Genomic DNA, 22151 nt, shown 5'->3' with positions numbered 1-22151 from the left:
CCTTGAGGGAATCTAATTCCCTCAAGGAGCCCTTCACGGACCTCTTGGTCGGGAGGTTTCGACTGCTGGGCGATGGGCGGCAGCGGACGGTCAGGAAGGAGACCCCCGCCTGTCGATGCTGCCCTCGGTGCTGAAAACCCCAATGTGGCATTGGGTGCGCTCAACGCACCGAACGCCGCATTGGGTGCATCTGACGCACCCAATGCCACATTGGGGCGAATCAGGCAACCGCTCAGGCCACGTGAAAGGTGTTCTGCGCGGCGGCGAGCCCCTGCGAAATCAACGCCTCGGTGGCGTCGGCACACCGGTCGATCTCGAACGGGAGCTCCTTGCGCTCGACCGTCGAGAAATCTTTCAGCACGAAATCGGCCGGATCCTGCCGTCCCGGCGGCCGCCCGATGCCGAAGCGCACGCGGTAGTAGTCACGCGTGCCGAGCGATTTGGTGATGGACCGCAGTCCGTTGTGGCCGTTGTCGCCGCCGCCGAGCTTGAGCTTCAGCGCGCCGAAATCGACGTCCAGCTCGTCGTGCACCACGACGACACCGGAGGGCGGCACCTTGAAGAACCGGGCCGCGCCGACCACCGGCCCGCCGGAGAGGTTCATGAACGACCGCGGCTTCACCAGCACCACGCGGGAGCCCGACAGCCTGCCCTCGAGCACCTCGGCCCCGCTGCGGTGGGCCTTGAATTTCCCGCCGATCCGGCCGGCCAGCTCGTCGAGCACCATGAACCCGACGTTGTGCCGGTTTCCGGCGTACTGCGGCCCGGGATTGCCAAGGCCGGCGAGCAGAATCAGCTCGCCGGCCCCGGGCAGGTCTTCACTCACAAGACGAGTTTATTCGGCCGCTTCGGCAGCGGCTTCCTCGGCTTCGGCGTCCTCGTCCGCCGAGCCGCGCGGGGCCTCGTTGACGGCGACGACGAGCGCCTCGGCGTCGGTGACCAGCTCGGCGCCCGAGGGCAGGGCGATCTGACCGGCGGTGATCTGGGTGCCGGCCTCGATGCCCTCGACGGAGACCTCGAACTGCTCCGGGATGTGCAGCGCCTCGACCTCGACCTGGATGGTGTCGATGTCCTGGGCGACCAGGGTGCCCGGGCTCGCGGTGCCGGTGACGACGACCGGGACGTCGACGGTGACCTTCTCGCCGCGCTTGACGACCAGCAGGTCGACGTGCTCGATGTAGTTCTTGAGCGGGTGGACCACGATGGTCTTGGTCAGCGCCAGCTCGATGTTGCCCTGCAGGTCGAGCGTGATGACGGCGTTGGTGCCGTTCTCGCGCACGACGCGGGCGAACTCGATGGCCGGCAGCGCGAAGTGCCGCGGGTCCGAGCCGTGCCCGTAGAGCACCGCGGGGATTTTGCCGGCGCGACGGGTGCGGCGGGCGGCACCCTTTCCGAACTCGGTGCGCGGTTCGACGGAAAGACGTACCTCGGACACGGTTTAGCACTCCTTCAAATCACACGACGTGCGGCAGGGGGCGGCGGGGATCGTCGATCTCTGCTCGGGGCGGTTGCGCACGGCGGCGAGATTGCGGGCGTGAGGCGACCACGGGGCTTCTCGAGCCGCCGCGTCGATCACGCCGGGCACCTACAGGCACACCCGCCTCGCCGAGACAACCCGAGAAGTGTAAACCAGCCGGTCCGCGCGAGCGTGCACCGGGTCGGCCCGGGCTCCCCCTCGCGGGTGGGTGACGACACAATTCCCGTGCCGCCCGCCGCACTTCCGGGGGTGGCATGATTCCCGCGAAAGAGGGGCGGCCGACATGCGAGCTCGATGGACTGCGACAGCGCTGGTGCTGCTGGGTGGGCTTCTCGCGGGCTGCCAGGTGGCGGTGACCGGCACGGCGGGACTGTCCGATGCTGACCGGCAGCTGGCCGAGCAGCGCGCACAGCAGCAGACGGCGATCGACGCTGCCCTGCAGGCGCTGGAGCAGGCACCGGCGCTGCAATACGACGCGACGTTGAAGGACGGCGCGGGCAACCCGGCGACGCTGACGTACCGCGTCGCGCGCGACGGCAACGGCTTCGGCGCGCTGCCGCTGGAGGGCAAGCCGGTGCGGATCACCGAACCGGACGGGAAGCTGTACCTCGCGGCCGACGCGGACTACTGGAAGTCGCACGGCCTGGAGGAGAACAGCACCCAGTTCGGCGGCGGATGGGTGCACACCGTCGGAAGCGAACTGCCGGTCGACCCGGCCGCGCGGCTCGCCCCGCCGAAACTCGCCGGCGAACTGCGCAAGGCGCTCGGCGGACTCGGCTCCGGCGCCCCGCGGAAGCAGAAGCTGCCGGACGGCACCGAGGTGTACGACCTCGGCGGCGCGCTCCAGGTGACCACCGCCGAACCGCACCGGGTCGCCGGCTTCGCGCCCGCGCTGCTCGATCCGCGCGGCGGCCCGAAGCTGGGCGCGGCGTTCCGCGTCCGTCCGCTCAGCGCGGCCGAGATCAAGCAGTTCCACACCGATTTCGACGCCGCGGTCGACGCGATCGGGCAGCCGTTCGACGGCCTCGCGCAGGCGAGCGTCACGGTGCTCAACGACAAACTCGACTGCCAGGACTACGTCGGTTCCTGCAAGACCACAGTGGACGTTTCGAACAGCGTCGTCGGCAATCAGCCGGGCTCGAAACCGAACGTGCACATCAAGCTTTCGGTGGAGATCAGCGCGGACACGCTTGGCTCGCAAAGCTGCGCCACGGAAGGCGACGCCGCCGCGGACGCGACCATCACGATGTCCTGTTCGGTCAAATTCACCCTGCCCAACCGCACCGCGAGCTACCAGGTGCTGGCGAAGCCGACGGCGGTCGCCGAGGTGCGGTCACCGGTCGACGCGAACGCGGTGAAGGCGAAGCTGGCCACCGCGTTCGCCGCGCTCGGCGGCTGACCTGCACGCTCACCTCGGGGTGCGTTTCTTCCGTTGAAGTAGCCGAAGACCGGTACTTACCATCGGCTGGGTCGAGAGCGTTGAGACGGATTTTTCTTACGAGGAGCGGCAATGAGCAAGCTGGTGGTGTTCGGCGCAACGGGGTTCGCCGGCGGCCGGATCACCGACGAGGCGCTGCGGCGCGGGCACTCCGTGACCGGGGTCGCACGCAAGGCGGAGGGACTGCCGGCCGGGGTCGAAGCGCGGTCGGGGTCGATTCATGACGCCGAGTTCGTCGGTTCGGTGGCGAAGGGCGCGGACGTGCTCGTGGTCGCGACGCCGGGCCGCGCGGACGACGAGGGCCGCCGTCTGGTGGACGCTGTCCCGACGCTGGTGGAAGCGGCTCGCGCGAATGGCGCGCGGCTGGCGTTCGTCGGCGGCGCGGGTTCGCTGCGCGTCAGCGAGGACGGGCCGCGGGTGATCGACACTCCGGAGTTCCCGGAGGAGTACAAGCCGGAGGCGGGCAGCCACGTCCTCGTCCTGGAGGCCCTGCGCGAGCTGCCGGACGACGTCGACTGGTTCTACGTCAGCCCGGCGGCCGAGTTCGGCTCCTGGATTCCCGGCGAGCGCACCGGCAAGTTCCGCCTCGGCGGTGACGTGCTGGTCAGCGACGCCGACGGCCGCTCCCACATCAGCGGCGCGGACCTGGCGATCGCGTTCCTGGACGAAATCGAAGAGCCGAAGCACTCGCGCGCCCGGTTCACGCTGGCGTACTGAGCGCGGAACCCGGTGGTGCGCCTGGCACCACCGGGTCGCGTCGCGCGTCAGCCGGGGGATCCGGCGGTGCAGAGGAACTTCGTGGCGTGCGCCGGGTCGAGCGCGTTGGTGACCAGGTTCCAGACGTTGAGGTCGTAGGCCTCGCCGATGTGCCCGACGGGATCGAACGGGCAGGTGTCCTGGACGTACTCGTTCGTGACGCCCGGCTCGCGCACGAAGGACGTTTCGGTCGGTGTGACCAGCTCGTCGAAGCGCGACGTGAGCACGGTGTAGCGGACGCCGGGCTGCGCGATGGGACCGTTCGTGAGCGTCTGGACCGCGCTGCCGTCGGTGATCAGGTTGTCGCACGCCGGGCAGCCGAACGCGGTGAGCGCCTTGCCGACCTCGTCGCGCACGCCGAGCAGATACGCCAGCTTTGTCAGATTGGCGAACGTGGTGCCGTGCGCGGGCGGCGCGATGGCCACGACGGAGCCGATCCGGTCCGCGATGCCTTGCGTTTTCGTGACGTACAGGGACTGGAACCCGCCCTCGGAATGGCCGACCAGATCCACTTGCGCCGCACCGGTTTCCGTCAGCACTTCGCCGACGAACTGCTTGATTTCCGTTGCTGAGTCAGCGATCGGGCGAAGTCCGCCGACGAACGGGAACTGCGGGTACGCGCCATAGGTCCGGCTGAATGTGCAGTATCCCTTGGCCGCCACGTGGTCCTGCAGGAAATTCAAGTCCTCATAGGACGTCGCGCCGAGCCCGTGCAGGAACACCACCGGACGCGGATGCGCGGTGCTCGGCCGGCACGCCGGATCGTTGACGCCGCCGCTCGGGGCGGCGGTGGCTGGGGCGGCGAACGCGGCGGTCAGCAACGCCGCGGCGGCCAGGACGATACGCAACCTCATCGGAGCGGTCCTTCCCTGTCGTCCTTGACAGTGGATACCCGTGGGTATTGGATACCTGAAGGTATTGAGTGGGCTTGCGCAGTGTCAACCCCCGGATGAGGGAGAAGCCGATGACCGGCCGGACGCGTCCGACGCGGGCGGAGACCCGGCGGCGCATCCTCGACGCGGCCTTCGCCGTGTTCGGGGAACAGGGCATCGCCGCGACGAAGCTGACCGAGGTGGCCGCGGCGGCTGGGTTGACGAAAGGAGCGGTCTACTCGAGCTTCGCGTCGAAAGACGAACTGGTGCTGGCGTTGATGGAAGAGCACGCCGCGCACCGGCTCGAGGCAAGCCTGGCGAGTTTCGCCGAAGCGGACGACGGCGGCGCGGGGCTGGCGAACGTCGCCGCGGTGCTGATGTACGAAATGCGCGCCGACGCGGTGTGGCACCGGCTGCTGGCCGAGTTCTTCGCGATGGCGCACCACGACGACCGGCGGCGCGACGCGTTGCGCCGACGCCGCCGGGAGGTTCGCGACACGATCGCGCGCGCCTTGAACCGGCTCGCCGAGGGCTTGGACCTCGAACTTCCTTTGCCTGCCGAGGAATTCGCCGTCGTGCTGCTCGCGCTGAGCAACGGCTTGGCCGTGGAAGCCGACATCGACGACGAAGCGGTGCCGGACGGACTCCTCGGCCGAGTGCTCACGCTCATCGCCGGCGACGCCGTCGCGAAGGTGCAGGCGGCGGCTAGCGACCCCGCAGTTCAGCCACCACCGGAGCGAAAGTCTCCATCATCGCCTCGAACACAGTGAAGTAGGAGAAGCCGTACCGTTCGCGCTGGGCGATCAGCTGCTGCACCATTTCGTCCACCGTGCCGAAGAGAAGCTGCGGTGCGCGCAGCAGTTCGTCGACGTTCGCCGCGCTGCGTTCCTCGGTCTCGGCGTGCCATTCCGCAGCGGCCTCGCGGCGGTCGTCAGTGACCACGACGCGCTGGATCAGCATGTTGTAATCGATCTCGCGATCCCCTGCCAGAGAACGGAAATACGCGACCCGGTCGTCCATCGCCTCGGCATTGTCGAGCACGAACGTGCCCGGCGGACGGCCGCGATCCTGGCGCAGACCGGCGAACCCGACGATGTCCGCCTGTTCCGCCGCGAGCTTCAGGACGCCGTCGCTGTTGCCCGCGATCAGCAGCTTCGGCATGCCGCCTTCGTCTTCGACGCGCGTGCGCAGCTCGTCGAGGCCTTCGGTGAGATAAGTGATCCGGTCGGCGGCTTTGCGCCACGGCAGCCCGGCGTCGTCGAACTCGTGTTTCATATGGCCCGAACCGAGCCCGAGTTCGAGACGGCCTTCGGTGAGTTTGTTGGTAGTGGCGACATCGCGGGCGAAGAGGGCGAGGTTGTAGAAGGGCACGTTGGACACCAACGTGCCGACCCGCACCCGCTCGGTGACCGCCGCCGCGGCCGTGAGCGCGGGGAACGGCGACAGCCGCCCCGGGCCGAGATGGTCGGGCGCCGTCAGATGGTCGTAGCCGAGTTCCTCGGCGCGGCGGCACTTTTCGGTCCACTCAGTGCCGTTGGCGGTCAGGCGGAGGCTGACGCCGAATTCGAAGTTCCCCATGCTTGGACGCTAGTCAGTCCCGGATGGGTGACGCACCAGTTTTCGCCGCCGGCGGAACCCGGTTTTTGTCGTACCCCGTCGCTAGCTTCGGGGGCATGGTGTTGTCGATTGAAGAACGGGAACAGTTTCTGGCCGAACCGCACATCGGCGCGCTCGCGGTGGTCGAGCGTCCGGACCGGGCTCCGCTGACGGTGCCGATCTGGTACCAGTACACGCCGGGCGGCGAGCTGTGGGTGATCACGCACCCGGAATCGCGCAAGGCGAAGGCGATCGAGGCGGCCGGACGGTTCAGCCTGATGGTGCAGCGGGTCGAGCCGACGGTGCGGTACGTGTCCGTGGAGGGGCCGGTGGTGCGGACTCGGCCGGGCAGTTACGAGCTGACGTGGGAGATGGCTTCGCGGTACCTGCCCGCGGACAAGGTGGAGGGATATGTGGAGTACGAGCGGACGCAGCTGGGGGAGCACATGGCGTTCCATATGCGGCCGGAGAGGTGGTTGTCGGCCGATATGGGAGGGGCTTGAGGGGTGTTGAGTTAGTGGTGCGTGGTGAGGAGTGAAGGGGAGGGGCGCGGTTGGTCGGGTCGTGGCGGAGCTGGGTTCGGGCGGTGCTGAGTGCGGTCTCGTGGCGGTGGCGTGGCTGGGCTGGGTGACGGGGCTGGAGTGAGTCGCGTGGTCCGGGCTGGGTGAACTGCGGCTTTAGCCGGGTGGCGCGCCGGAGGCGTGGCTGGGCTGGGTAGCGGGGCTGGACTGAGTCGCGTGGTCCGCGCTGGGTGAACTGCGGCTTAGGCCGGGTGAGACGGCCTGGAATGGACGCGCGCCCCAACGCGTGCCGCCCCCAGGAGCAGCCGAGGCTCCTGCGGTTGGTGGCCCCGGGGCGGGCAGTCCTGTCCAAGCCAAGGGCCGCCCGCAGCCTCGGGCCAGGCGCGCCGCTCAGCCCGCGCCGTCGAAACGGCAGCGCAGTGGCGGCGGTGCGGTGGCGGCAGCGCGGTCAGGCGAGCACGTCGGCGAGCCCACGCAGCCTGCAAAGCGACGCGGGTCGAGTCAACCGTGCGCCAAGCGACACGGTTCGAGTTGGCCGGTGTGGCAAGGCGACGCGGCGCGAGTGAGCTGTGTGGCAAGTCGACGCTGTCCGAGTGAGCCGTGCGCCAAAGCGACGCGGCGCGAGTCAACCGCGCGCCCAAAGCGACGCGGTCCGAGTCGGCCGGTGCGGCAAACGCCGCGGCCGGAGCCAGCCGGTGCGCCAAATTGACGCGACCCGGAGCCAACCGGTGTGGCGAACGACGCGGCCGGAGTCGGCCGTGCGCGCCAAACGACGCGACCCGAGTCGGCCGTGCGCGCCAAACGACGCGACCCGAGTCGGCCGTGCGCGCCAAACGACGCGGCCGGAGTCGGCCGTGCGCGCCAAACGACGCGACCCGAGTCGGCCGTGCGCGCCAAACGACGCGACCCGAGTCGACCGTGCGCGCCAAACGACGCGGGGTGAGTCGGTCGTGCGCCAAGCGACCCGGCACGAGTCGGTCGTGCGCGCCAAAGCGACCCGGCCCGAGCCATCCAGCGCGACAAAAACGACGCGACCCGAGCCAGCCGATGCGACCCACCTCAAGGCCGCACCGCCCATCCCGGGCCGCGTCGTTCAGAGTCAGTTCAAAGCGACCGGACTCAGGCGTTGCCGTCGAACAGCGACGTGACCGAGCCGTCCTCGAACACCTGCTGGATCGCCTCCGCGAGCATCGGCGCGATGGACAGCACCGTCAGTCCCGGGAAGCGCTTCTCCTCCGGGATCGGCAGCGAGTTCGTCACGATGACCTCGCGCGCCTTGCACTGCGACAGCCGCTCGGTGGCCGGGTCGGAGAGGATGCCGTGGGTGGTCGCGATGACCACGTCCGCCGCGCCTTCCTCCAGCAGTGCCTCGGTGGCCTTCACGATCGTGCCGCCGGTGTCGATCATGTCGTCGATCAGCACGCAGAGCTTGCCCTCGACCTTGCCGACCACGCGGTTGGCCACGGCCTGGTTCGGCTTGTCCGGGTCGCGCGTCTTGTGGATGAACGCGATCGGGCGGTCGCCGAGCTGCTGGGCCCACTTCTCGGCCAGCCGCACGCGGCCCGAGTCCGGCGAGACGACCGTGATGTCCGCGTTGCCGTAGGTCGACTTGATGTGGTCGGCGAGCACCGACTGGGCCAGCAGGTGGTCGACCGGGCCGTCGAAGAAGCCCTGGATCTGGGCGGTGTGCAGGTCGACCGTCATGATCCGGTCCGCGCCCGCGGTCTTGAACAGGTCCGCGATGAGCCGCGCCGAGATCGGCTCGCGGCCCTTGTGCTTCTTGTCCTGCCGCGCGTACGGATAGAACGGCATGACCACGGTGATCCGCTTGGCGCTCGCTCGCTTGAGCGCGTCCACCATGATCAGCTGCTCCATCACGTACTCGTTGATGGGCATGGTGTGCGCCTGGATCACGAACGCGTCGGTACCGCGCACCGACTCCTCGAACCGCACGAACAGCTCGCCGTTGGCGAACGTGTGCGCGGTCTGCGGGGTGATCGTCACGTTGAGGTGCTTGGCGACCTCTTCCGCGAGTTCGTGGTGCGCACGCCCGGAGAAGAGCATCAGATTCTTCTTCGGCGTACCTGACTTCGGACTCATGCTGGCGACTCCCCGTCGGTTCCTGCTGCTGACTCGGACACAACGGTGTCCTGCTGGGCGGCGAGAGCGGCTTCCGCCGCCTCCGCCGCGGGCGTGCCCGGCCTGCGCCGGACCGCCCAGCCTTCGATGGTGCGCTGCGGACCGGCCGACAGCGCCAGTGAGCCAGGCGGGACGTCGTCGCGGATCACCGCACCGGCTCCACTGTAAGCGCCGTCCCCGATCCGCACCGGCGCGACCAGCGTGTTGTCCGCCCCAAGCCGGACATGCGACCCGACAACGGTCTGGTGTTTGGCCACCCCGTCGTAGTTCACGAACACACTGGAACAGCCGATGTTGCTGTGGTCGCCGACGATCGCGTCGCCTACATAAGTGAGATGCGGCACCTTCGTGCCGGTGCCGATCTGCGCGTTCTTCGTCTCGACGAACGCGCCCAGCTTGCCTTTCGCGCCGAGCTTCGTGCCCGGCCGCAGGTACGTGTACGGACCGACGTTGACGCCATCGCCCAGCTCAGAGCCCGAACCGTGCACGCGGACGACCGAAGCGCCCGCGCCGATCTTCACGTCGGTCAGCGTCGTGTCCGGACCCACAACGGAGCCCTCGCCGACCGAACAACGGCCCTTGAGCTGGGTGTTCGGCTCGATCAGCACGTCGCGCGCGAGCGTGACGTCCGCCTCGATCCAGGTGGTGTTCGGGTCGGTGACCGTGACGCCTTCGCGCTGCCAGCGGCGCACGATGCGGCGGTTGTACTCGGCACCGAGCACCGACAGCTGCACGCGGTCGTTCACGCCCTCGGTGACCCACGGGTCGTCGACCACCAGCGCGCCGACGCCCTTGCCGTCCCCGCGTGCGATGCCGAGGACGTCGGTGAGGTAAAGCTCACCCTGCGCGTTGTCGGTCGACAGCCGCGACAGGCCGTCGATCAGCACCGCCGCGTCGAAGGCGTAGACGCCGGAGTTGATTTCGGTGATCGCCCGCTGCTCCGGCGTCGCGTCCTTGTGCTCGACGATCGCGCTGACCGAACCGTCGGCGCCGCGGACGATGCGGCCGTAGCCGGTCGGGTCGGCGACCTCGGCGGTGAGCACGGTGACCGCGTTGCCGGTCTTGACGTGCTCGGCCCTCAGGGCTTCCAGGGTTTCGGAGTCCAGCAGCGGCACGTCGCCGTAGCTGACGACCACGGTGCCGGTGAGTCCTTCCGGCAGTTCGGCCAGCGCGCACGAAACGGCGTGCCCGGTGCCCTTCTGCTCCTCTTGCACGGCAGTGGCGACCTCGCGGCCGAGCGCCTCGCCGACCCGGTCGAGTTCGGCGCGCACGGCGTCGCGGCCGTGTCCGATCACGACCACCAGATGCTGCGGCGCGAGGCCGGCGGCGGCGCGCACAGCGTGTTCCACCAGCGGCCTTCCGGCGATCGGGTGCAACACCTTAGGAGTGGAGGAACGCATGCGGGTGCCCTCACCCGCAGCGAGGATCAGCGTGCTCAGCGGGCCGCTCACGAGTCTCCCAACGATTCACCGGTGCGTTGACGAGCACCAACGATCCTACGTCGGGTCCTCCGCGCTCCACGCGGGGTCGGTCGGAGCGGTTTCCCCAGGCCAGCCGCCCGTGCCGTCTCCTGCCATCGAGTTGGCCGACGCCACCTGGTTGCCGCCGCCGCGTTTCGCTTCGTACATCGCTGCGTCTGCCCGCGCGAGCACCTGCTCGGCCCGCTCCTGCGGACGCAGTGACACCAGGCCGATGGACAACGTCACGCCGTGCGAGAGGTGATGCGGGAGCGTCGCGACGGATTTGGCCGCGCGGCCGAGCGCCATCTTCGCGGCCGACGCCGGCGCGCCGGGCAGCAGCACGATGAACTCGTCGCCGCCGTAGCGGGCCACTACGTCGTCTCCGCGCAAAGCGTCGCGCAGAGTGCTTGCGACAACACGCAAAACGTTGTCGCCCTCGGCGTGCGACTGCTTGTCGTTGACGCCCTTGAAGCCGTCGAGGTCGACCAGCGCGACCGCGAGCGGCTGAGCGTCCGCCGACGACGCCAGCGCGCGCAGCCGTTCGTCGAGCGCGCGGCGGTTCGGCAGTCCGGTGAGCGGGTCCTGCAATGCCTGCTGGGTGATCGCGCCGTGCTCGGCGGACAGCCGTTCATGTTCGCGGCGCGCGTTCAGCGTGGCGATCTGCGATTCGCGCAGCGCCCACATTTCGGTTTCCAGCGCGGTCGCGTAGTCGATCAGCGACTGGCTCGCGGCTTCCGGGTCGAGCCGGGCGAGCTCGCGGGAAAGCGTCAGCCGCATCGACGGCTGCGAGATGTCCTCGGCCAGTACGTCGCGGGACTCGCGCAGCACTTGCAGCGCGTCGGCGCGGCGGCCGGCCGCGTCGAGACAGCGGGCCAGCGCGATCGCGACCAGCTCCTGCTCGTGCGGGTAGTGGTGGCCGAGGTGCATGCCTTGCAGCCGTTCGACGTGCTCGGCGGACGGGTCGTGCAGCGCGAGCGCCGCGGCCAGCACGCCGACCTGGTCGACCGCGGACACCCCGATCTTGCGCGGGAACAGCGATTCGGCGAACGGCCCCTCCGCGGCCACCGCCATCGACGCGGCGGTGCGGAACTTCTCCGCGGACTCGTCGTACTGCTCGATCCGTTCGAGCCGGAGGCCCCAGCCGAGCAGCATCTTGACCCGGTTCATCAGCTGCAGGGTGATCTCGTGCGGGCTCGCGCTTTCCCGGATCGCCTGGTGCGCGCGGCCGATCACCTCCTCGGCGGCCTCGTAGACGCCGAGCTGGTTGAGCACGATCCAGCAGTCGATGAGCGCCATCGACTGCATGCGGTTCCAGTTGCGGACGCCGACCTGGCGGTCCGGGATCGTGGAGTCGTCGAGGATCGCGAGCGCGCGGGCGATCTCGGTGAGCGCGGCGTCCTCCTGCGCGGCGAGCACCAGCCGGCGCCCGCGCAGCGCGTGCGCGTCCGCGCGAAGCAGAGACAGACCGTGTCGCCGGGTGTGCGCGAGCATTTCGTCGAGCCGGGGTTCGGCTTCGGCGGCGAGGCCGCGGGTGACGAGCCGGGCGAAGGCGGAGGCGCGCAGCAGCTGGGCGACCAGCGTGGGTTCACCCCTGCGGAGGGTTTCGTCGAGCAGCTCGTCCATGATCTTGACGATCTCGAGCTGGTTTTCGTGGTCCTGGCGCTGAACGGCCGCGATGAGTTCCCGCGCGCGCCCGACCAGCCACGCGTCCGACATCTCGACCAGGGTCGGGCGACGGGCGCCCGCGGGGTCGCTCGGTTCCTCGCTCAGCCGCCCCCACTCCCATCGCCCTCGCCGGATGTGCAGCTCCGCCGCCAGGATTCGAACCTGAACTGTCAGAACCAAAATCTGAAGTGCTGCCGATTACACTACGGCGGATCGGTCCTGGTCAGGATAGCGATGATCGAGGACGGGGGCGCCAGGAGGGGGAGGCGCGCGCCACAGCGCCGTCCCGGGCACCGGGCAATCGGACTTTTCGGGCCTCCACAGCGCCGGAAACCTCCTGTACCGTAACTTACGACACCGTAGGTAAGGGCACCCTTCGCAAGGGGTTGTGAGAGGAAAGAAGTGAGCGCATGACGGCCACCCTCGATCGTTCTCAGTCAGCGGGCGACCCGCCGAAGGGCCCCAAGCCGATCATCGAAGGACAGCGGTCGATCGGGGTCCAGCTGTCGGTGTACTTCGGGGTGCTGCTGCCGATCGTGGCGCTGCTGGTCGCGGTTCCGTTCGCCTGGGGCTGGGGATTGACCTGGCTGGACGTCGCACTTTTCGTCGTGTTCTACGGGATCAGCGGGCTGGGCATCACCGTCGCCTACCACCGGCACTTCACCCACGGGTCGTTCAAGGCGAAGCCGTGGCTGCGGGTCGTGATGGCGATCGCGGGCAGCATCGCGTTGCAGGGACCGGTGATCACCTGGGTGGCCGACCACCGGCGCCATCACGCGTTCTCCGACCGCGACGGCGACCCGCACTCGCCGTGGGCCTACGGCACCTCGCCGCTGGCCATCGCCAAGGGTTTCTGGCACGCGCACATGGGCTGGCTGTTCGAGCGCGACAAGAGCAACCAGGGCCGGTTCGCGCCGGATCTGGTGAAGGACAAGGCGATCAGCAAGGTCGACAGCCTGTTCTGGCTGTGGTCGCTGGTGAGCCTGTTCGGCCCGGCGCTGCTGGGCGGCCTGATCTCGTGGTCGCTGTGGGGCGCGGTGACCGCGTTCTTCTGGGCGGGTCTGGTCCGGATCTGCGTGCTGCACCACGTGACCTGGTCGGTCAACTCGATCTGCCACATGATCGGCGAGCGCCCGTTCGCCGCCCGCGACCGTTCGGCGAACTTCTGGCCGCTGGCGATCTTCTCCTTCGGCGAGTCCTGGCACAACCTGCACCACGCCGACCCCACCTCGGCGCGGCACGGCGTGAAGCGCGGCCAGATCGACATGTCGGCGCGGCTGATCTGGATCTTCGAGAAGTTCGGCTGGGTGCACGACGTCCGGTGGCCGACTCCGCAGCGGCTGGCCCGGATCGCGGCCGAGGCCAAGTAGTTTTCCTTTGCCGGGGCCGAGTTTCCCGGCACACCCTCTTCGAATGAACCCCGTCGCCCGACGGGGTTCATTCGTCTCCGGGCCAGGTCGGGCGGCGGCTCCCCTGAAGCCCGCCGGGGCCAAGCCCGCTACCCTGCTGCGAATGGCGGGGAGACGACGGGCGAAACGTGAAGCGGCGGTCACCGGTGCGCGGCCGGCCGCCCCGGTCGCCCGGGTGCGCATGACGGGCACCGAGCGCAGGCAGCAACTGCTCAACGTGGCGCGCGCGTTGTTCGCGGAGAAGGGTTTCGACGGCACCTCGGTGGAGGAGATCGCCGCGCGGGCGAACGTGTCCAAACCGGTTGTCTACGAACACTTCGGCGGCAAGGAAGGCATTTACGCCGTCGTCGTCGACCGTGAGACGCAGCTGCTGCTCGACCGGATGATCTCGACACTCCACGGCGGACATCCGCGGGTGATGCTGGAGCAGGCGGCCGTCGCGTTGCTGAGCTACGTCGAGGATTCCCACGACGGGTTCCGCATTCTCGTGCGCGATTCCCCGGTCGCCAGTTCCACCGGCACGTTCTCGACGGTCCTCAATGACATCGCCAGCCAGGTCGAGCACATCCTGGCGCAGCAGTTCGCCGCGCGCGGGTATGAGGAGAAGCTGTCCGCGCTCTACGCGCAGGCGCTCGTCGGCATGGTCGCGCTCACCGGGCAGTGGTGGCTGGACGCGCGCAAACCGAAGCGGGACGAGGTCGCCGCGCACCTGGTGAATCTCGCCTGGAACGGGTTGTCCCACCTGGAAAACAAGCCCCGGCTGCTCGGCTGAACCCTTATCCCCCGGACGGCGCGTTGCTCAGATCCACTACGCAGAACAGGTTGCCGTCCGGATCGGCGAGGACCACGAAGTCGGGCTGGGGCGGGTAATCCTCCCAGTCGACCCGGCGTGCGCCGAGTCCGAGGAGCCGTTCCACTCCGGCGCGCTGCTCGTCCGCGGTGTCGGTGTAGAGGTCCAGGTGCAGCCGCGGTTTCGGTTCGGCGGGCGATTCGCTTCGCATCAGGCCCAGTGCGTGCGCGCCGCCGGGGTGGGCCAGCGTCCGCCACGTCGCGCTCGCCCATTCCGGGTCCTCGACGAGCCCGAGCGCCTCGGCCCAGAACCGCGCCGCGCGTTCGACGTCGGCGACTCCCAGCACCGTTGTCCCGAGCCGCAGCATCAGACCAGTTTCCCTTGGGCGTGCAGGTCGTCGAGGATCAGCTGGACCGTCGCGGACACCCGGTCGCGGTCGGCGTGGGCGAGCCAGCCGAACGACTCGATCTCGCTGCTGGGCTTCAGCTCGCCGGTGTATTCCGCGGTGTAGCAGGTCATCCGCACCACGACGCCGTCCGCTTTGCCGTGCGCCTGCGCTTCCCAGGCTCCGGCCAGCCGCGCGGAGGTCGGGTCCAGCGTGACGCTCAGTTCCTCGGAGATCTCCCGGACCAGCGTCTCGATGTCCGACTCGCCCTCTTCGCGTTTCCCGCCGGGCAGGTACCAGGTGTCCTTGCCCGCCGAGCGCGCGGCGAGCAGTTTGCCGTCGACCACGTGCAGCCAGGCGACTTTGTCGATCGTGGACATGTCAGCCACCCTACCTCCGCGCCCGCCGGTCCAGGTCCGCGAGCAGGATCCGGAGAAGATCGGCCAGCTGCTCGCGCTGCGTCGGGGACAGCGCGGACACCAAGGTTTCTTCGTGCTCCAGCAGATCGCCGACGGTTCGCTCGATCAGCTCGTGCCCGGCCTCGGTCAGTTCGACGTACACCGCGCGACGGTCCGAAGTGGACTTCACCCGGCGGACGTGGCCGTCGCGTTCGGCGCGGGCGGTCTGCTGCGAGATCGCGCCGGGGCTGACCCGGCAGCGTTTCGCGAGTTCGCCCGCGCTGAGCCGGTAGGGCGGCCCGGCCCGGCGCAGCGTGCTGAGCAGGGTGCGGGTGGAGGCGTCCATCCCGAGTTCCAGCATGGTCGCGCGCCGGTCGTCTTCCAGCAGTTTCGCGATGTGCCAGATCCGCGTGATCACGCCGATGGACGACACCGGCGTGCCCGGCCGCTCCCGCAGCCACGCTCGCTGGATCTCGTCCACCTCGTCGCTTGACGGGTTTTCGCCGCCGTCGGTACTGTCGTCCACAAGAGGTACTTTAGCAATAAAGGACGTGGGATGAAACGGGAAGTAGTAGTGACCGGGGGCGGCACCGGAATCGGGTACGCGATCGCGTCGGCGTTTGTCCGGGCCGGCGACCGGGTGACGATCACCGGGCGGCGCGAGGACGTGCTCACCGAGGCCGCGACGCTGCTCGGCGCGAATGCGGTGCGCTTCGACGCGAGCGATCCCGAAGCGGTCGAGGCGGCGTGCGACCAGTTGCCGGAGCGGGTCGACGTGCTGGTGAACAACGCTGGCGGCAACACGGATTTCCTGCGCGAGGACAGTTCGGGCCTGAACGCGCTCGACGCTGCCTGGACGGCCAACATCCGGGCGAATCTGTTCAGCGCGGCGTTCGTCACGACGGCTCTGCGGGACCGGCTGGCCGACAACGGCCGCATCGTCACCATCGGCTCGATCGCCGGGCACACCGGGGCTGAATCCTACGGCTGGGCGAAAGCCGCGGTGGAGGTGTGGAATACCGAGACCGCTCGCCGATTCGGGCCGCGCGGGATCACCGCGAACATCGTCGCGCCGGGGCTGATCGTGGACACCGAATTCTTCCGGGGGAAGCTCTCCGCCGAACGCCAGGAATCGCTGGTCGAGAACACGATGACGAAACGCGCGGGCAAACCGGACGACATCGCCGAGGTGGTGCGTTTCCTGGCTTCCCCGGAGGCCGGGCACGTCACCGGCCAGGTCGTGCACGTGAACGGCGGCGCGTACGTCGGCTGACCTCAGCGGGGCGTCACGCGCAGCACTTTGTCGTCGCTGCCGTTGGAAGTCGTCACGTACAGCGAACCGTCCGGTCCGCTCCGGGCAGCTCGCAACCGGCCGAATTTGTCGTTGAATTCGGCCGGAAGCGTGACTCCGGTGACCTTCGCGGCAGCGTCCAGGTGCAGTAGCAGGAGTTTCTGCCCCTTCAACGCCACCACGACCAGCGCGCCTTCGTCCGCACCCCATTGCTTGCCGGTGAGGAACGCGGCACCGCTGGTCGCTTCGGTGAGCTGACCGCTGGTCCACAGTGGACGAACAGCGTCCGGGAACCGGGTGGTGTCGGTCATCGGCACGCTCTCGTCGTAGCTGGAATCGGTGCCGCCCTTCGACGGATCCCAGCCGTAATTCCCGCCCGGCCGAAGGAGGTTCACCTCGTCGTCGAACGCCGGGCCGTGTTCGGAGACGACCACCTGTCCGGTGCCCGGCCGGATCGCGACGCCCTGCACGTTCCGGTGGCCGTAGGTGTAGATCCGGCGCTCGATCGGGTCCGCGGACGACCGGAAGGGGTTGCCCGGCAGCGGTTCCCCGGTCTTCGCGGCGATCCGCAGCACCTTGCCGCCGAGGCTGTGCCGGTCCTGGGCCACCGTGGGCCGCGCGGTGTCGCCGGTGCCGACGAGCAGCGCGCCGTCGGGAGCGAGCGTCGGGCGGCAGCCGGAATGCCGTCCGCTCGGATTCACCGGCAGACCGGTCAGCAGATCGCGCACTTTGCCCGCGCTCGCGCCGTCGTCGGCGAGCCGCCAGGTGACGAGCCGGACGTCCACCGCGCGGCCGTTTTCCTGGTGCGTCTGGCAGGTGGTGAACTCGCGCGACTTCGCGAAGTCCGCCGCCAGTACCAGGCCCATCAGCCCGCCTTCGCCCTGCACGAGGACGTCGGAGAAATCGGCGCGCACGGCGGTCGCCCGGCCGTCGCGGACCAGTGCGAGCTTGCCAGGGCGCTGCGGCACGAGCAGCGAACCGTCGGGCAGGAAGGCGACGTCCCAGCCGTGTTCGAGGCCGTCCGCGACCTCCTGCACGGCGAACCGGCCCGGTCCGGACGGAGAACTCGCCGGCGCGACCGAGCAGGCGGCGAGCACCAGAACGGAGGCGAGCAACCCGGCGAGACGCATGGGTCCAGCATGCCCCTGATTCAGCCGCCGGGACGAACCAATCCGGATTCATAGGCGAACACGACCGCGTGCACCCGATCCCGCAGCCCCAGCTTGTTCAGCAGCCGTCCGACGTGCGTCTTCACCGTCGTCTCGCCGATGAACAGCGTTCCGGCGATCTCGGTGTTCGACAGCCCGCGCGCGATCAGGCCGAGCACGTCCTTTTCGCGTTCGGTCAGCGTCTCCAGTTTCTGCTCGTCCAGCGGTGTCCGGTGCGCGCTGAGATAGCGGTCGAGCAGGCGTTTCGTGACCGACGGCGACACCATCGCGTCGCCGCGCAGCACGCCGCGGATCGCGACCAGCATCTCGTCCGACGGCGCGTCTTTGACCAGGAAGCCGCTGGCTCCGGCGCGAAGCGCGGAGTAGGCGTACTCGTCGAGGTCGAACGTCGTGATCACCAGCACCGAGGTGTCCGGCAGTTCGGCGCAGATCTGCGCAGTGGCCGCGACGCCGTCGAGCACCGGCATCCGGACGTCCATCAGCACGAGGTCCGGCCGTCGCGCGCGGGCGAGTTCGACGGCTTCCGCGCCGTCGCCCGCTTCGGCGACCACCTCCAGGTCGGGCTGGCTGTCCACGATCATCCGCAGCCCGACGCGCACCAGTTCCTGGTCGTCGCAGATCAGCACGGACGTCATGCGGCGTCCGTCCGCAGCGTGGCCGACACTCGGTAGCCGCCGTCCGGCAGAGTGCCGGTTTCGAGCTTGCCGTGGTACATCGCGACGCGCTGGGCCATGCCGGTGAGCCCGCGCCCGGACCCGGGCAGTCCCGCCGCGACCGGCTGCCGTCCGCCGGAGTTGGTGACTTCGACGTGGATTTCCGGACCGGCGAACGTGACCCGGACCCGGCCGGTGGCGTCGGGCGGCGCGTGTTTGAGCATGTTGGTCAAGGCCTCCTGGACGATGCGGTACGCCTGAAGCGCGACACCGGCGGGCAGGTCGGCGATGTCGCCGTTGACTTCGAGCGTCACGTCGCGGCCGGACTGCGCGACGAGCGTGCGCAACTGGTCGAGCGTCGGCTGCGGAGCGCGCGCGGGTTCTCCGGCGTGCATCACTTCCAGCAGTCGCCGCAGTTCGGCGAGTGCGGAACGGCCGGTCTTGCTGATGGTGTCGAGCGTACGGTCGACAGCGCCGGGGTCGTGGTGGCGCGCGAGCTTCGCTCCTTCGGCGTTCAGGACGATTACGCTCATACTGTGTGCGAGTACGTCGTGAAGCTCGCGCGCGATCCGTGTGCGCTCTTCGGCGACTGAAGCGCGACTGCGGGCTCGTTCCTCGGACGCCGCCAGTTCCTCTCGCAGCCGTTCTTCTTCGGCGAGTTGTTCCTTCGTGCGGAAGAACGCACCGAGAGCCCAAGCTGCCAGGTACAGCGGTAATGCGCCGAAGATGGTGAGCGTCGGGTTCAGAGTGTTGGTGCCCCAGGTGAATCCCCAGAAGGCGTCCAGGCCGGCGATAGCTACCGCGAAGCCGATGAACCATCTGTCACCGGCTTTGACGAGCGTGTACAGAACCACCGCCATCGCGAGGTCGCTACGGCCACGGTCATACGCCCATACCTCGTTCGTATAGACGATGGCTACTCCGATGAGGATCAGGAGCGCGACTGTGCGTGGGTAGCGGCGACGCAGCAACAGCGGTAGCAGGAACAGCATCGAAACCATGCGCAGCGGCCAGGTCTGCTGATCCGCGATGTTGGGCCCGAACGCGACGAAGACGGCGTACAGCGGCAAATCCAGCAACCAACGCTGCTTGCGGCCCCACATCACCAGTCCACGCACAGAAAGAAAGTAACGCGCGATCGTCGTCGCGCGCGTCGTTCCGGAGGATGGCCGTGGTCCTCCGAGCGGACGACTTTTCCCGCCGACCGAGCCGATCCGCGATGACCGAGATGCTTCCTACCGTCGAAAACATGTCGATTACCAGGGAGTTCTTCCGGCATCCGATGCGTACCGGCGCGATCGCGGCCAGTTCGGCACGGCTGGCCGAAGTGATGACTGGTGGGCTGGGCGTCGAGAGCGCGCACAGCGTCGTGGAGCTGGGGCCAGGAACGGGCGTGTTCACCGAAGTACTGCTTCGCATGCTTCAGCGCGACGCGCACTTCACCGCAGTGGAAATCAACGCTCACCTAGTGCAGGAACTACGCGAGCGCTTTCCCTCGCTACACGTCGCGGAAGGCTCTGCGGAACACGTCGCTGCGTACGTGACGATGCCGGTCGACGTGGTCGTCTCCGGGCTGCCATGGACAGCTATGCACGCCGCGCCACAGGCTGCGGTACTGAACTCTGTCTGTGAAGTGCTTTCTCCTCAAGGCCGCTTCACCACCTTCGCGTACGCGCACACCGCCTGGACACCACCAGCGCGTCGTTTCGCACGGTTGCTGCGAAGCCGCTTCGCGGTCGTCGAACGCACCAGTGTGGTGTGGGGGAACCTGCCGCCGGCGTACGTGTACCGCGCGGCTTTGCCGGTGCGGTCGGGACTGGACCGCTATGGACAGCCTGCTTCAGCCACTTCTTGACGCTCCCGCGCCGCTCGTCTACTTGATCTGTGCACTGGTGATCATGGCCGAGACGGCGCTGTTGCCTGGCATCGTGTTGCCGACGCTGTCCACCTTGCTGCTCATGGGTTTCCTCGTGCAGCGCGGGACTTTACAACTGTGGCCCGCCCTCGCAGTCTGCGTCGCGGCGGCGCTCGCGGGAGACCAGCTCGCGTACTGGGAGGGACGACTGTGGGGACCGAAGCTGCGTCGGTCGCGCGTAGGGCAGCGGATCGGCGAAGCGAAGTGGGACAAGGCCGAAGCGACCGTCGCGCGTTATGGCGTGCCCGCGGTCGTCCTAGGGCGGTGCCTCGCTGGCGTACGCACTCTCGTGCCGCGCGTTGCAGGTTCGGCCGGACTGTCGTACCGACGCTTCTTCGTCGGAAGCCTGTGCGCGGCAGTGCTGTGGGCGGGTGTAGAGCTGACGATGGGGCAGCTCACCGGCTGGGTTGCGCCTTGAGCAGCTCCGCGGTCGAAGCGTCGGCGGGCAGGAAGGTTTCGAGACTCAGCTCGGCGACGGTCACGTCGACCGCGGTGGCGAACTGCGTGATCGCGGTGAGCAGCCGCAGTTCGCCTGCCGAGCTGGACAGCTGCAGCGGCACGGCGAAACCGAGGTGGTCGCCTGACGGTTCGCCCGGCGACGGCAGGTAACCGGTGAGTTCGTCCAGCAACGCCTGATGCCGAGGATCAGGCCCGTGCGTCAGAGCGCGGCGAGGGCGTTCGAGCACGTGCTGAGCCCAATCGGCGAAGTTCCGGATCCGCGGTGCCATCCCGCGCGGGTGCAAGGCCAGCCGCAGCACGTTGACCGGCGGTTCGAGCAGTTCCGCCGCGACGCCTTCGGTAAGTAAGTCAAAAGCGTCGTTCGCCGCGACGAGTTCGCCGTAGCGATTCACGACCAGCGCGGGGTACGGCTCGTGCCCGGCGAGCAGCGCGCGCAGCGACTCCAGCACCGGCGTCAGCGCGGGGTCGTCCAGTCGCGTTTCGGGGTAGACCGGCGCGTACCCGGCGGTCAACAGCAAGGCGTTGCGCTCCCGAAGCGGCAATCCGAGTGCTTCGGCGACGCGCACCACCATGCCGCGACCAGGCAGCGAACGGCCGCGTTCCATGAAGCTGACGTGGCGTTGCGTCGTCCCGGCGCGCAGCGCGAGGTCGAGCTGGCTGAGCCGGTGGCGGGAACGGGCGTCGCGCAAGGCGTCGGCGAACGAAGTGGGCACCTGCGCGATTCTGGCCGAGTGCTCTGCCGGCGGGCCATTCCCCGGAGGGAATTGCCGGGACACCGGGCCGCGCTGGATCGTCGTCGGCGTGGAATTCGGACTTCTTCTTCCTGCCGGACAGGCACAGCTCGAAGCAGGCGGCACCCCGCGTGCCCTCGTCGCATTGGCCCGCGAAGCCGAACGGCTCGGGTTCGCGTCGATCTGGGCCGGTGACTCGCTTTCCCGGCCGCGGATCGAACCGCTCACCCTGCTCACCGCGGTCGCGCAAGCGACCGAACGCGTCACCGTCGGTACCGCGGTGCTGCTGCCCGCGCACCGCAACCCGGTGCAGACCGCGATGACGCTCGCGTCGGTCGACCTGATCTCCGAAGGGCGGCTCGCGGTCGGCGTCGGCGCGGGATTCCCCGGTTTCAGCGAGCGGGAGTTCGACCTGGCCAGGGTCGATTTCCGGACCCGGTTCTCGCACCTCGACGACGTGGTCACGCTCTGGCGCGAGCTGTGGACCGGGCAGCCGCGGTCGTTCCACGGCAAGGTCCTGCACTACGACTGGCTGCCGTCGGCCGTCCGGCCCGCGCGCCCCGGCGGTCCGCCGATCTGGCTGGGCGGCGCGACGCCAGCCGCGCTTCGCCGCACCGCTCTGCGTTACGACGGCTGGCTCCCGTATCCGCCGGACCCCGCGGATTACGCGTCCGGTCTCGCGACGATCCGCGCCACCAGCGATCGTGCGGTCACTCCATCGCTGTTCCTGACCGTCTACGTCGACCCCGATCCGCGCCGTGGCAGGCAAGTCCTGGAGGACTACGCGCAGGCGACTTACCAGCGGCCGTTGGCACAGATCAGCACCATCCAGGCGACCGTGACCGGCTCGATCTCGGAGGTCGCGGCGGCCGTGCGCCGATACGCCGACGCCGGAGCCGAGCACGTGCTGCTGCGCGTCGGCTCGGTGGAACCCGGTGCGGTGGAGCGGCAACTGCCCCTGTTGGCGGAGGTGATCGCCGGGGAGCGGAAACCTGTCGGTGCCGCGACGTAGTCTGGGACCGTGACC

Annotated in this window: 24 protein-coding genes and 1 tRNA gene; 10 read left to right on the top strand and 15 right to left on the bottom strand. The window is 69.0% G+C overall.

The window, feature by feature from the left end; genetic code table 11:
• Positions 1-232: 232 nt before the first annotated feature.
• Positions 233-826 carry an aminoacyl-tRNA hydrolase gene (gene pth, locus ACWGIC_RS17045; RefSeq protein WP_452076879.1) on the bottom strand — a complete coding sequence of 198 codons (594 nt, stop codon included), beginning with the start codon at positions 824-826 and terminating at the stop codon, positions 233-235.
• 9 nt (positions 827-835) lie between these two features.
• Positions 836-1435, bottom strand: a complete 600-nt coding sequence (locus tag ACWGIC_RS17040) for a 50S ribosomal protein L25/general stress protein Ctc (RefSeq protein WP_452076878.1) — start codon at positions 1433-1435, stop codon at positions 836-838.
• A 325-nt stretch (positions 1436-1760) separates the two neighbouring features.
• Between ACWGIC_RS17040 and ACWGIC_RS17035 the strand changes: the two genes are divergently transcribed.
• Both ACWGIC_RS17035 and ACWGIC_RS17030 read left to right on the top strand, forming a co-directional pair.
• Positions 1761-2876: a hypothetical protein gene (locus ACWGIC_RS17035; RefSeq protein WP_452076877.1), complete on the top strand. Its 1116-nt coding sequence runs from the start codon at positions 1761-1763 to the stop codon at positions 2874-2876.
• Positions 2877-2987: 111 nt separating this feature from the next.
• Positions 2988-3632 carry an NAD(P)-dependent oxidoreductase gene (locus ACWGIC_RS17030; protein ID WP_452076876.1) on the top strand — a complete coding sequence of 215 codons (645 nt, stop codon included), beginning with the start codon at positions 2988-2990 and terminating at the stop codon, positions 3630-3632.
• Positions 3633-3679: 47 nt separating this feature from the next.
• Here ACWGIC_RS17030 and ACWGIC_RS17025 read toward each other — a convergent pair whose 3' ends face one another.
• A complete protein-coding gene (locus ACWGIC_RS17025) occupies positions 3680-4525 on the bottom strand; it encodes an esterase/lipase family protein (protein WP_452076875.1) in 846 nt (281 codons plus the stop codon).
• Between the two features lie 110 nt (positions 4526-4635).
• Here ACWGIC_RS17025 and ACWGIC_RS17020 point away from each other — a divergent pair, with 110 nt between their 5' ends.
• Positions 4636-5313, top strand: coding sequence for a TetR/AcrR family transcriptional regulator (locus ACWGIC_RS17020; RefSeq protein WP_452076874.1), 678 nt, complete (start codon positions 4636-4638; stop codon positions 5311-5313).
• Here the strand turns inward: ACWGIC_RS17020 and ACWGIC_RS17015 are convergent.
• Positions 5249-6121 (bottom strand): TIGR03621 family F420-dependent LLM class oxidoreductase, encoded by an 873-nt coding sequence (locus tag ACWGIC_RS17015; protein ID WP_452076873.1) that lies wholly within the window; start codon positions 6119-6121, stop codon positions 5249-5251. The genes ACWGIC_RS17020 and ACWGIC_RS17015 overlap by 65 nt on opposite strands.
• Before the next feature lie 95 nt (positions 6122-6216).
• Here ACWGIC_RS17015 and ACWGIC_RS17010 point away from each other — a divergent pair, with 95 nt between their 5' ends.
• A complete protein-coding gene (locus tag ACWGIC_RS17010) occupies positions 6217-6642 on the top strand; it encodes a pyridoxamine 5'-phosphate oxidase family protein (RefSeq protein ID WP_452076872.1) in 426 nt (141 codons plus the stop codon).
• A gap of 1137 nt (positions 6643-7779) precedes the next feature.
• Here the strand turns inward: ACWGIC_RS17010 and ACWGIC_RS17005 are convergent.
• The 4 genes from ACWGIC_RS17005 to ACWGIC_RS16990 all read right to left on the bottom strand — a co-directional run bounded on the left by ACWGIC_RS17005 (position 7780) and on the right by ACWGIC_RS16990 (position 12137).
• Positions 7780-8760 (bottom strand): ribose-phosphate diphosphokinase, encoded by a 981-nt coding sequence (locus ACWGIC_RS17005; protein ID WP_452076871.1) that lies wholly within the window; start codon positions 8758-8760, stop codon positions 7780-7782.
• Positions 8757-10250: a bifunctional UDP-N-acetylglucosamine diphosphorylase/glucosamine-1-phosphate N-acetyltransferase GlmU gene (glmU, locus tag ACWGIC_RS17000; protein WP_452076870.1), complete on the bottom strand. Its 1494-nt coding sequence runs from the start codon at positions 10248-10250 to the stop codon at positions 8757-8759. The genes ACWGIC_RS17005 and glmU overlap by 4 nt, the downstream gene beginning before the upstream one ends.
• A 45-nt stretch (positions 10251-10295) precedes the next feature.
• On the bottom strand, positions 10296-11975 hold the full coding sequence (locus ACWGIC_RS16995) for a diguanylate cyclase domain-containing protein (RefSeq protein WP_452076869.1): 1680 nt from the start codon (positions 11973-11975) through the stop codon (positions 10296-10298).
• Positions 11976-12065: 90 nt separating this feature from the next.
• Positions 12066-12137 (bottom strand) — tRNA-Gln (locus ACWGIC_RS16990).
• Positions 12138-12334: 197 nt separating this feature from the next.
• Between ACWGIC_RS16990 and ACWGIC_RS16985 the strand changes: the two genes are divergently transcribed.
• Together ACWGIC_RS16985 and ACWGIC_RS16980 are read left to right on the top strand one after the other, a co-directional pair.
• Complete coding sequence (locus tag ACWGIC_RS16985; RefSeq protein ID WP_452076868.1) at positions 12335-13294, top strand: acyl-CoA desaturase; 960 nt, start codon at positions 12335-12337, stop codon at positions 13292-13294.
• 220 nt (positions 13295-13514) lie between these two features.
• Positions 13515-14105, top strand: a complete 591-nt coding sequence (locus ACWGIC_RS16980; protein ID WP_162834135.1) for a TetR/AcrR family transcriptional regulator — start codon at positions 13515-13517, stop codon at positions 14103-14105.
• 4 nt (positions 14106-14109) lie between these two features.
• Here ACWGIC_RS16980 and ACWGIC_RS16975 read toward each other — a convergent pair whose 3' ends face one another.
• From ACWGIC_RS16975 to ACWGIC_RS16965, 3 genes are read right to left on the bottom strand one after another with little or no spacing between them, the layout of a single operon-like run.
• Positions 14110-14490, bottom strand: coding sequence for a VOC family protein (locus ACWGIC_RS16975; protein ID WP_452076867.1), 381 nt, complete (start codon positions 14488-14490; stop codon positions 14110-14112).
• On the bottom strand, positions 14490-14888 hold the full coding sequence (locus ACWGIC_RS16970; RefSeq protein ID WP_452076866.1) for an NUDIX hydrolase: 399 nt from the start codon (positions 14886-14888) through the stop codon (positions 14490-14492). Before ACWGIC_RS16970 ends, ACWGIC_RS16975 begins: the two co-directional genes overlap by 1 nt.
• Positions 14889-14898: 10 nt before the next feature.
• On the bottom strand, positions 14899-15432 hold the full coding sequence (locus ACWGIC_RS16965) for a MarR family winged helix-turn-helix transcriptional regulator (protein ID WP_452076865.1): 534 nt from the start codon (positions 15430-15432) through the stop codon (positions 14899-14901).
• A gap of 30 nt (positions 15433-15462) precedes the next feature.
• On the opposite strand from ACWGIC_RS16965, the gene ACWGIC_RS16960 reads away from it, so the two are divergent.
• The gene (locus ACWGIC_RS16960; RefSeq protein ID WP_452076864.1) at positions 15463-16179 is read left to right on the top strand and encodes an SDR family NAD(P)-dependent oxidoreductase; all 717 of its coding nucleotides are present in this window, start codon (positions 15463-15465) and stop codon (positions 16177-16179) included.
• A gap of 2 nt (positions 16180-16181) precedes the next feature.
• On the opposite strand, the gene ACWGIC_RS16955 is transcribed toward ACWGIC_RS16960, so the two are convergent.
• Genes ACWGIC_RS16955 through ACWGIC_RS16945 form a run of 3 tightly spaced genes read right to left on the bottom strand, consistent with a single transcriptional unit; the run spans position 16182 to position 19122 of the window.
• On the bottom strand, positions 16182-17327 hold the full coding sequence (locus ACWGIC_RS16955; RefSeq protein ID WP_452076863.1) for a PQQ-dependent sugar dehydrogenase: 1146 nt from the start codon (positions 17325-17327) through the stop codon (positions 16182-16184).
• 20 nt (positions 17328-17347) lie between these two features.
• On the bottom strand, positions 17348-18001 hold the full coding sequence (locus ACWGIC_RS16950) for a response regulator (protein ID WP_037820214.1): 654 nt from the start codon (positions 17999-18001) through the stop codon (positions 17348-17350).
• Positions 17998-19122: a sensor histidine kinase gene (locus ACWGIC_RS16945; RefSeq protein WP_452076884.1), complete on the bottom strand. Its 1125-nt coding sequence runs from the start codon at positions 19120-19122 to the stop codon at positions 17998-18000. The genes ACWGIC_RS16950 and ACWGIC_RS16945 overlap by 4 nt, the downstream gene beginning before the upstream one ends.
• A 116-nt stretch (positions 19123-19238) precedes the next feature.
• On the opposite strand from ACWGIC_RS16945, the gene ACWGIC_RS16940 reads away from it, so the two are divergent.
• On the top strand, positions 19239-19874 hold the full coding sequence (locus ACWGIC_RS16940) for a class I SAM-dependent methyltransferase (RefSeq protein WP_452076862.1): 636 nt from the start codon (positions 19239-19241) through the stop codon (positions 19872-19874).
• Complete coding sequence (locus ACWGIC_RS16935; RefSeq protein WP_452076861.1) at positions 19846-20352, top strand: DedA family protein; 507 nt, start codon at positions 19846-19848, stop codon at positions 20350-20352. Before ACWGIC_RS16940 ends, ACWGIC_RS16935 begins: the two co-directional genes overlap by 29 nt.
• On the opposite strand, the gene ACWGIC_RS16930 is transcribed toward ACWGIC_RS16935, so the two are convergent.
• On the bottom strand, positions 20330-21106 hold the full coding sequence (locus ACWGIC_RS16930) for an MmyB family transcriptional regulator (protein WP_452076860.1): 777 nt from the start codon (positions 21104-21106) through the stop codon (positions 20330-20332). The two genes, ACWGIC_RS16935 and ACWGIC_RS16930, sit on opposite strands and share 23 nt — an antisense overlap.
• A gap of 88 nt (positions 21107-21194) precedes the next feature.
• Here ACWGIC_RS16930 and ACWGIC_RS16925 point away from each other — a divergent pair, with 88 nt between their 5' ends.
• Positions 21195-22136, top strand: a complete 942-nt coding sequence (locus tag ACWGIC_RS16925) for an LLM class flavin-dependent oxidoreductase (RefSeq protein ID WP_452076859.1) — start codon at positions 21195-21197, stop codon at positions 22134-22136.
• Positions 22137-22151: the final 15 nt, after the last annotated feature.

The organism is Amycolatopsis sp. NPDC054798 (genome assembly GCF_053611505.1).
The sequence above is the reverse complement of the archived record's forward strand: the minus strand, read 5'-3'. Positions and strand labels throughout refer to the sequence as shown.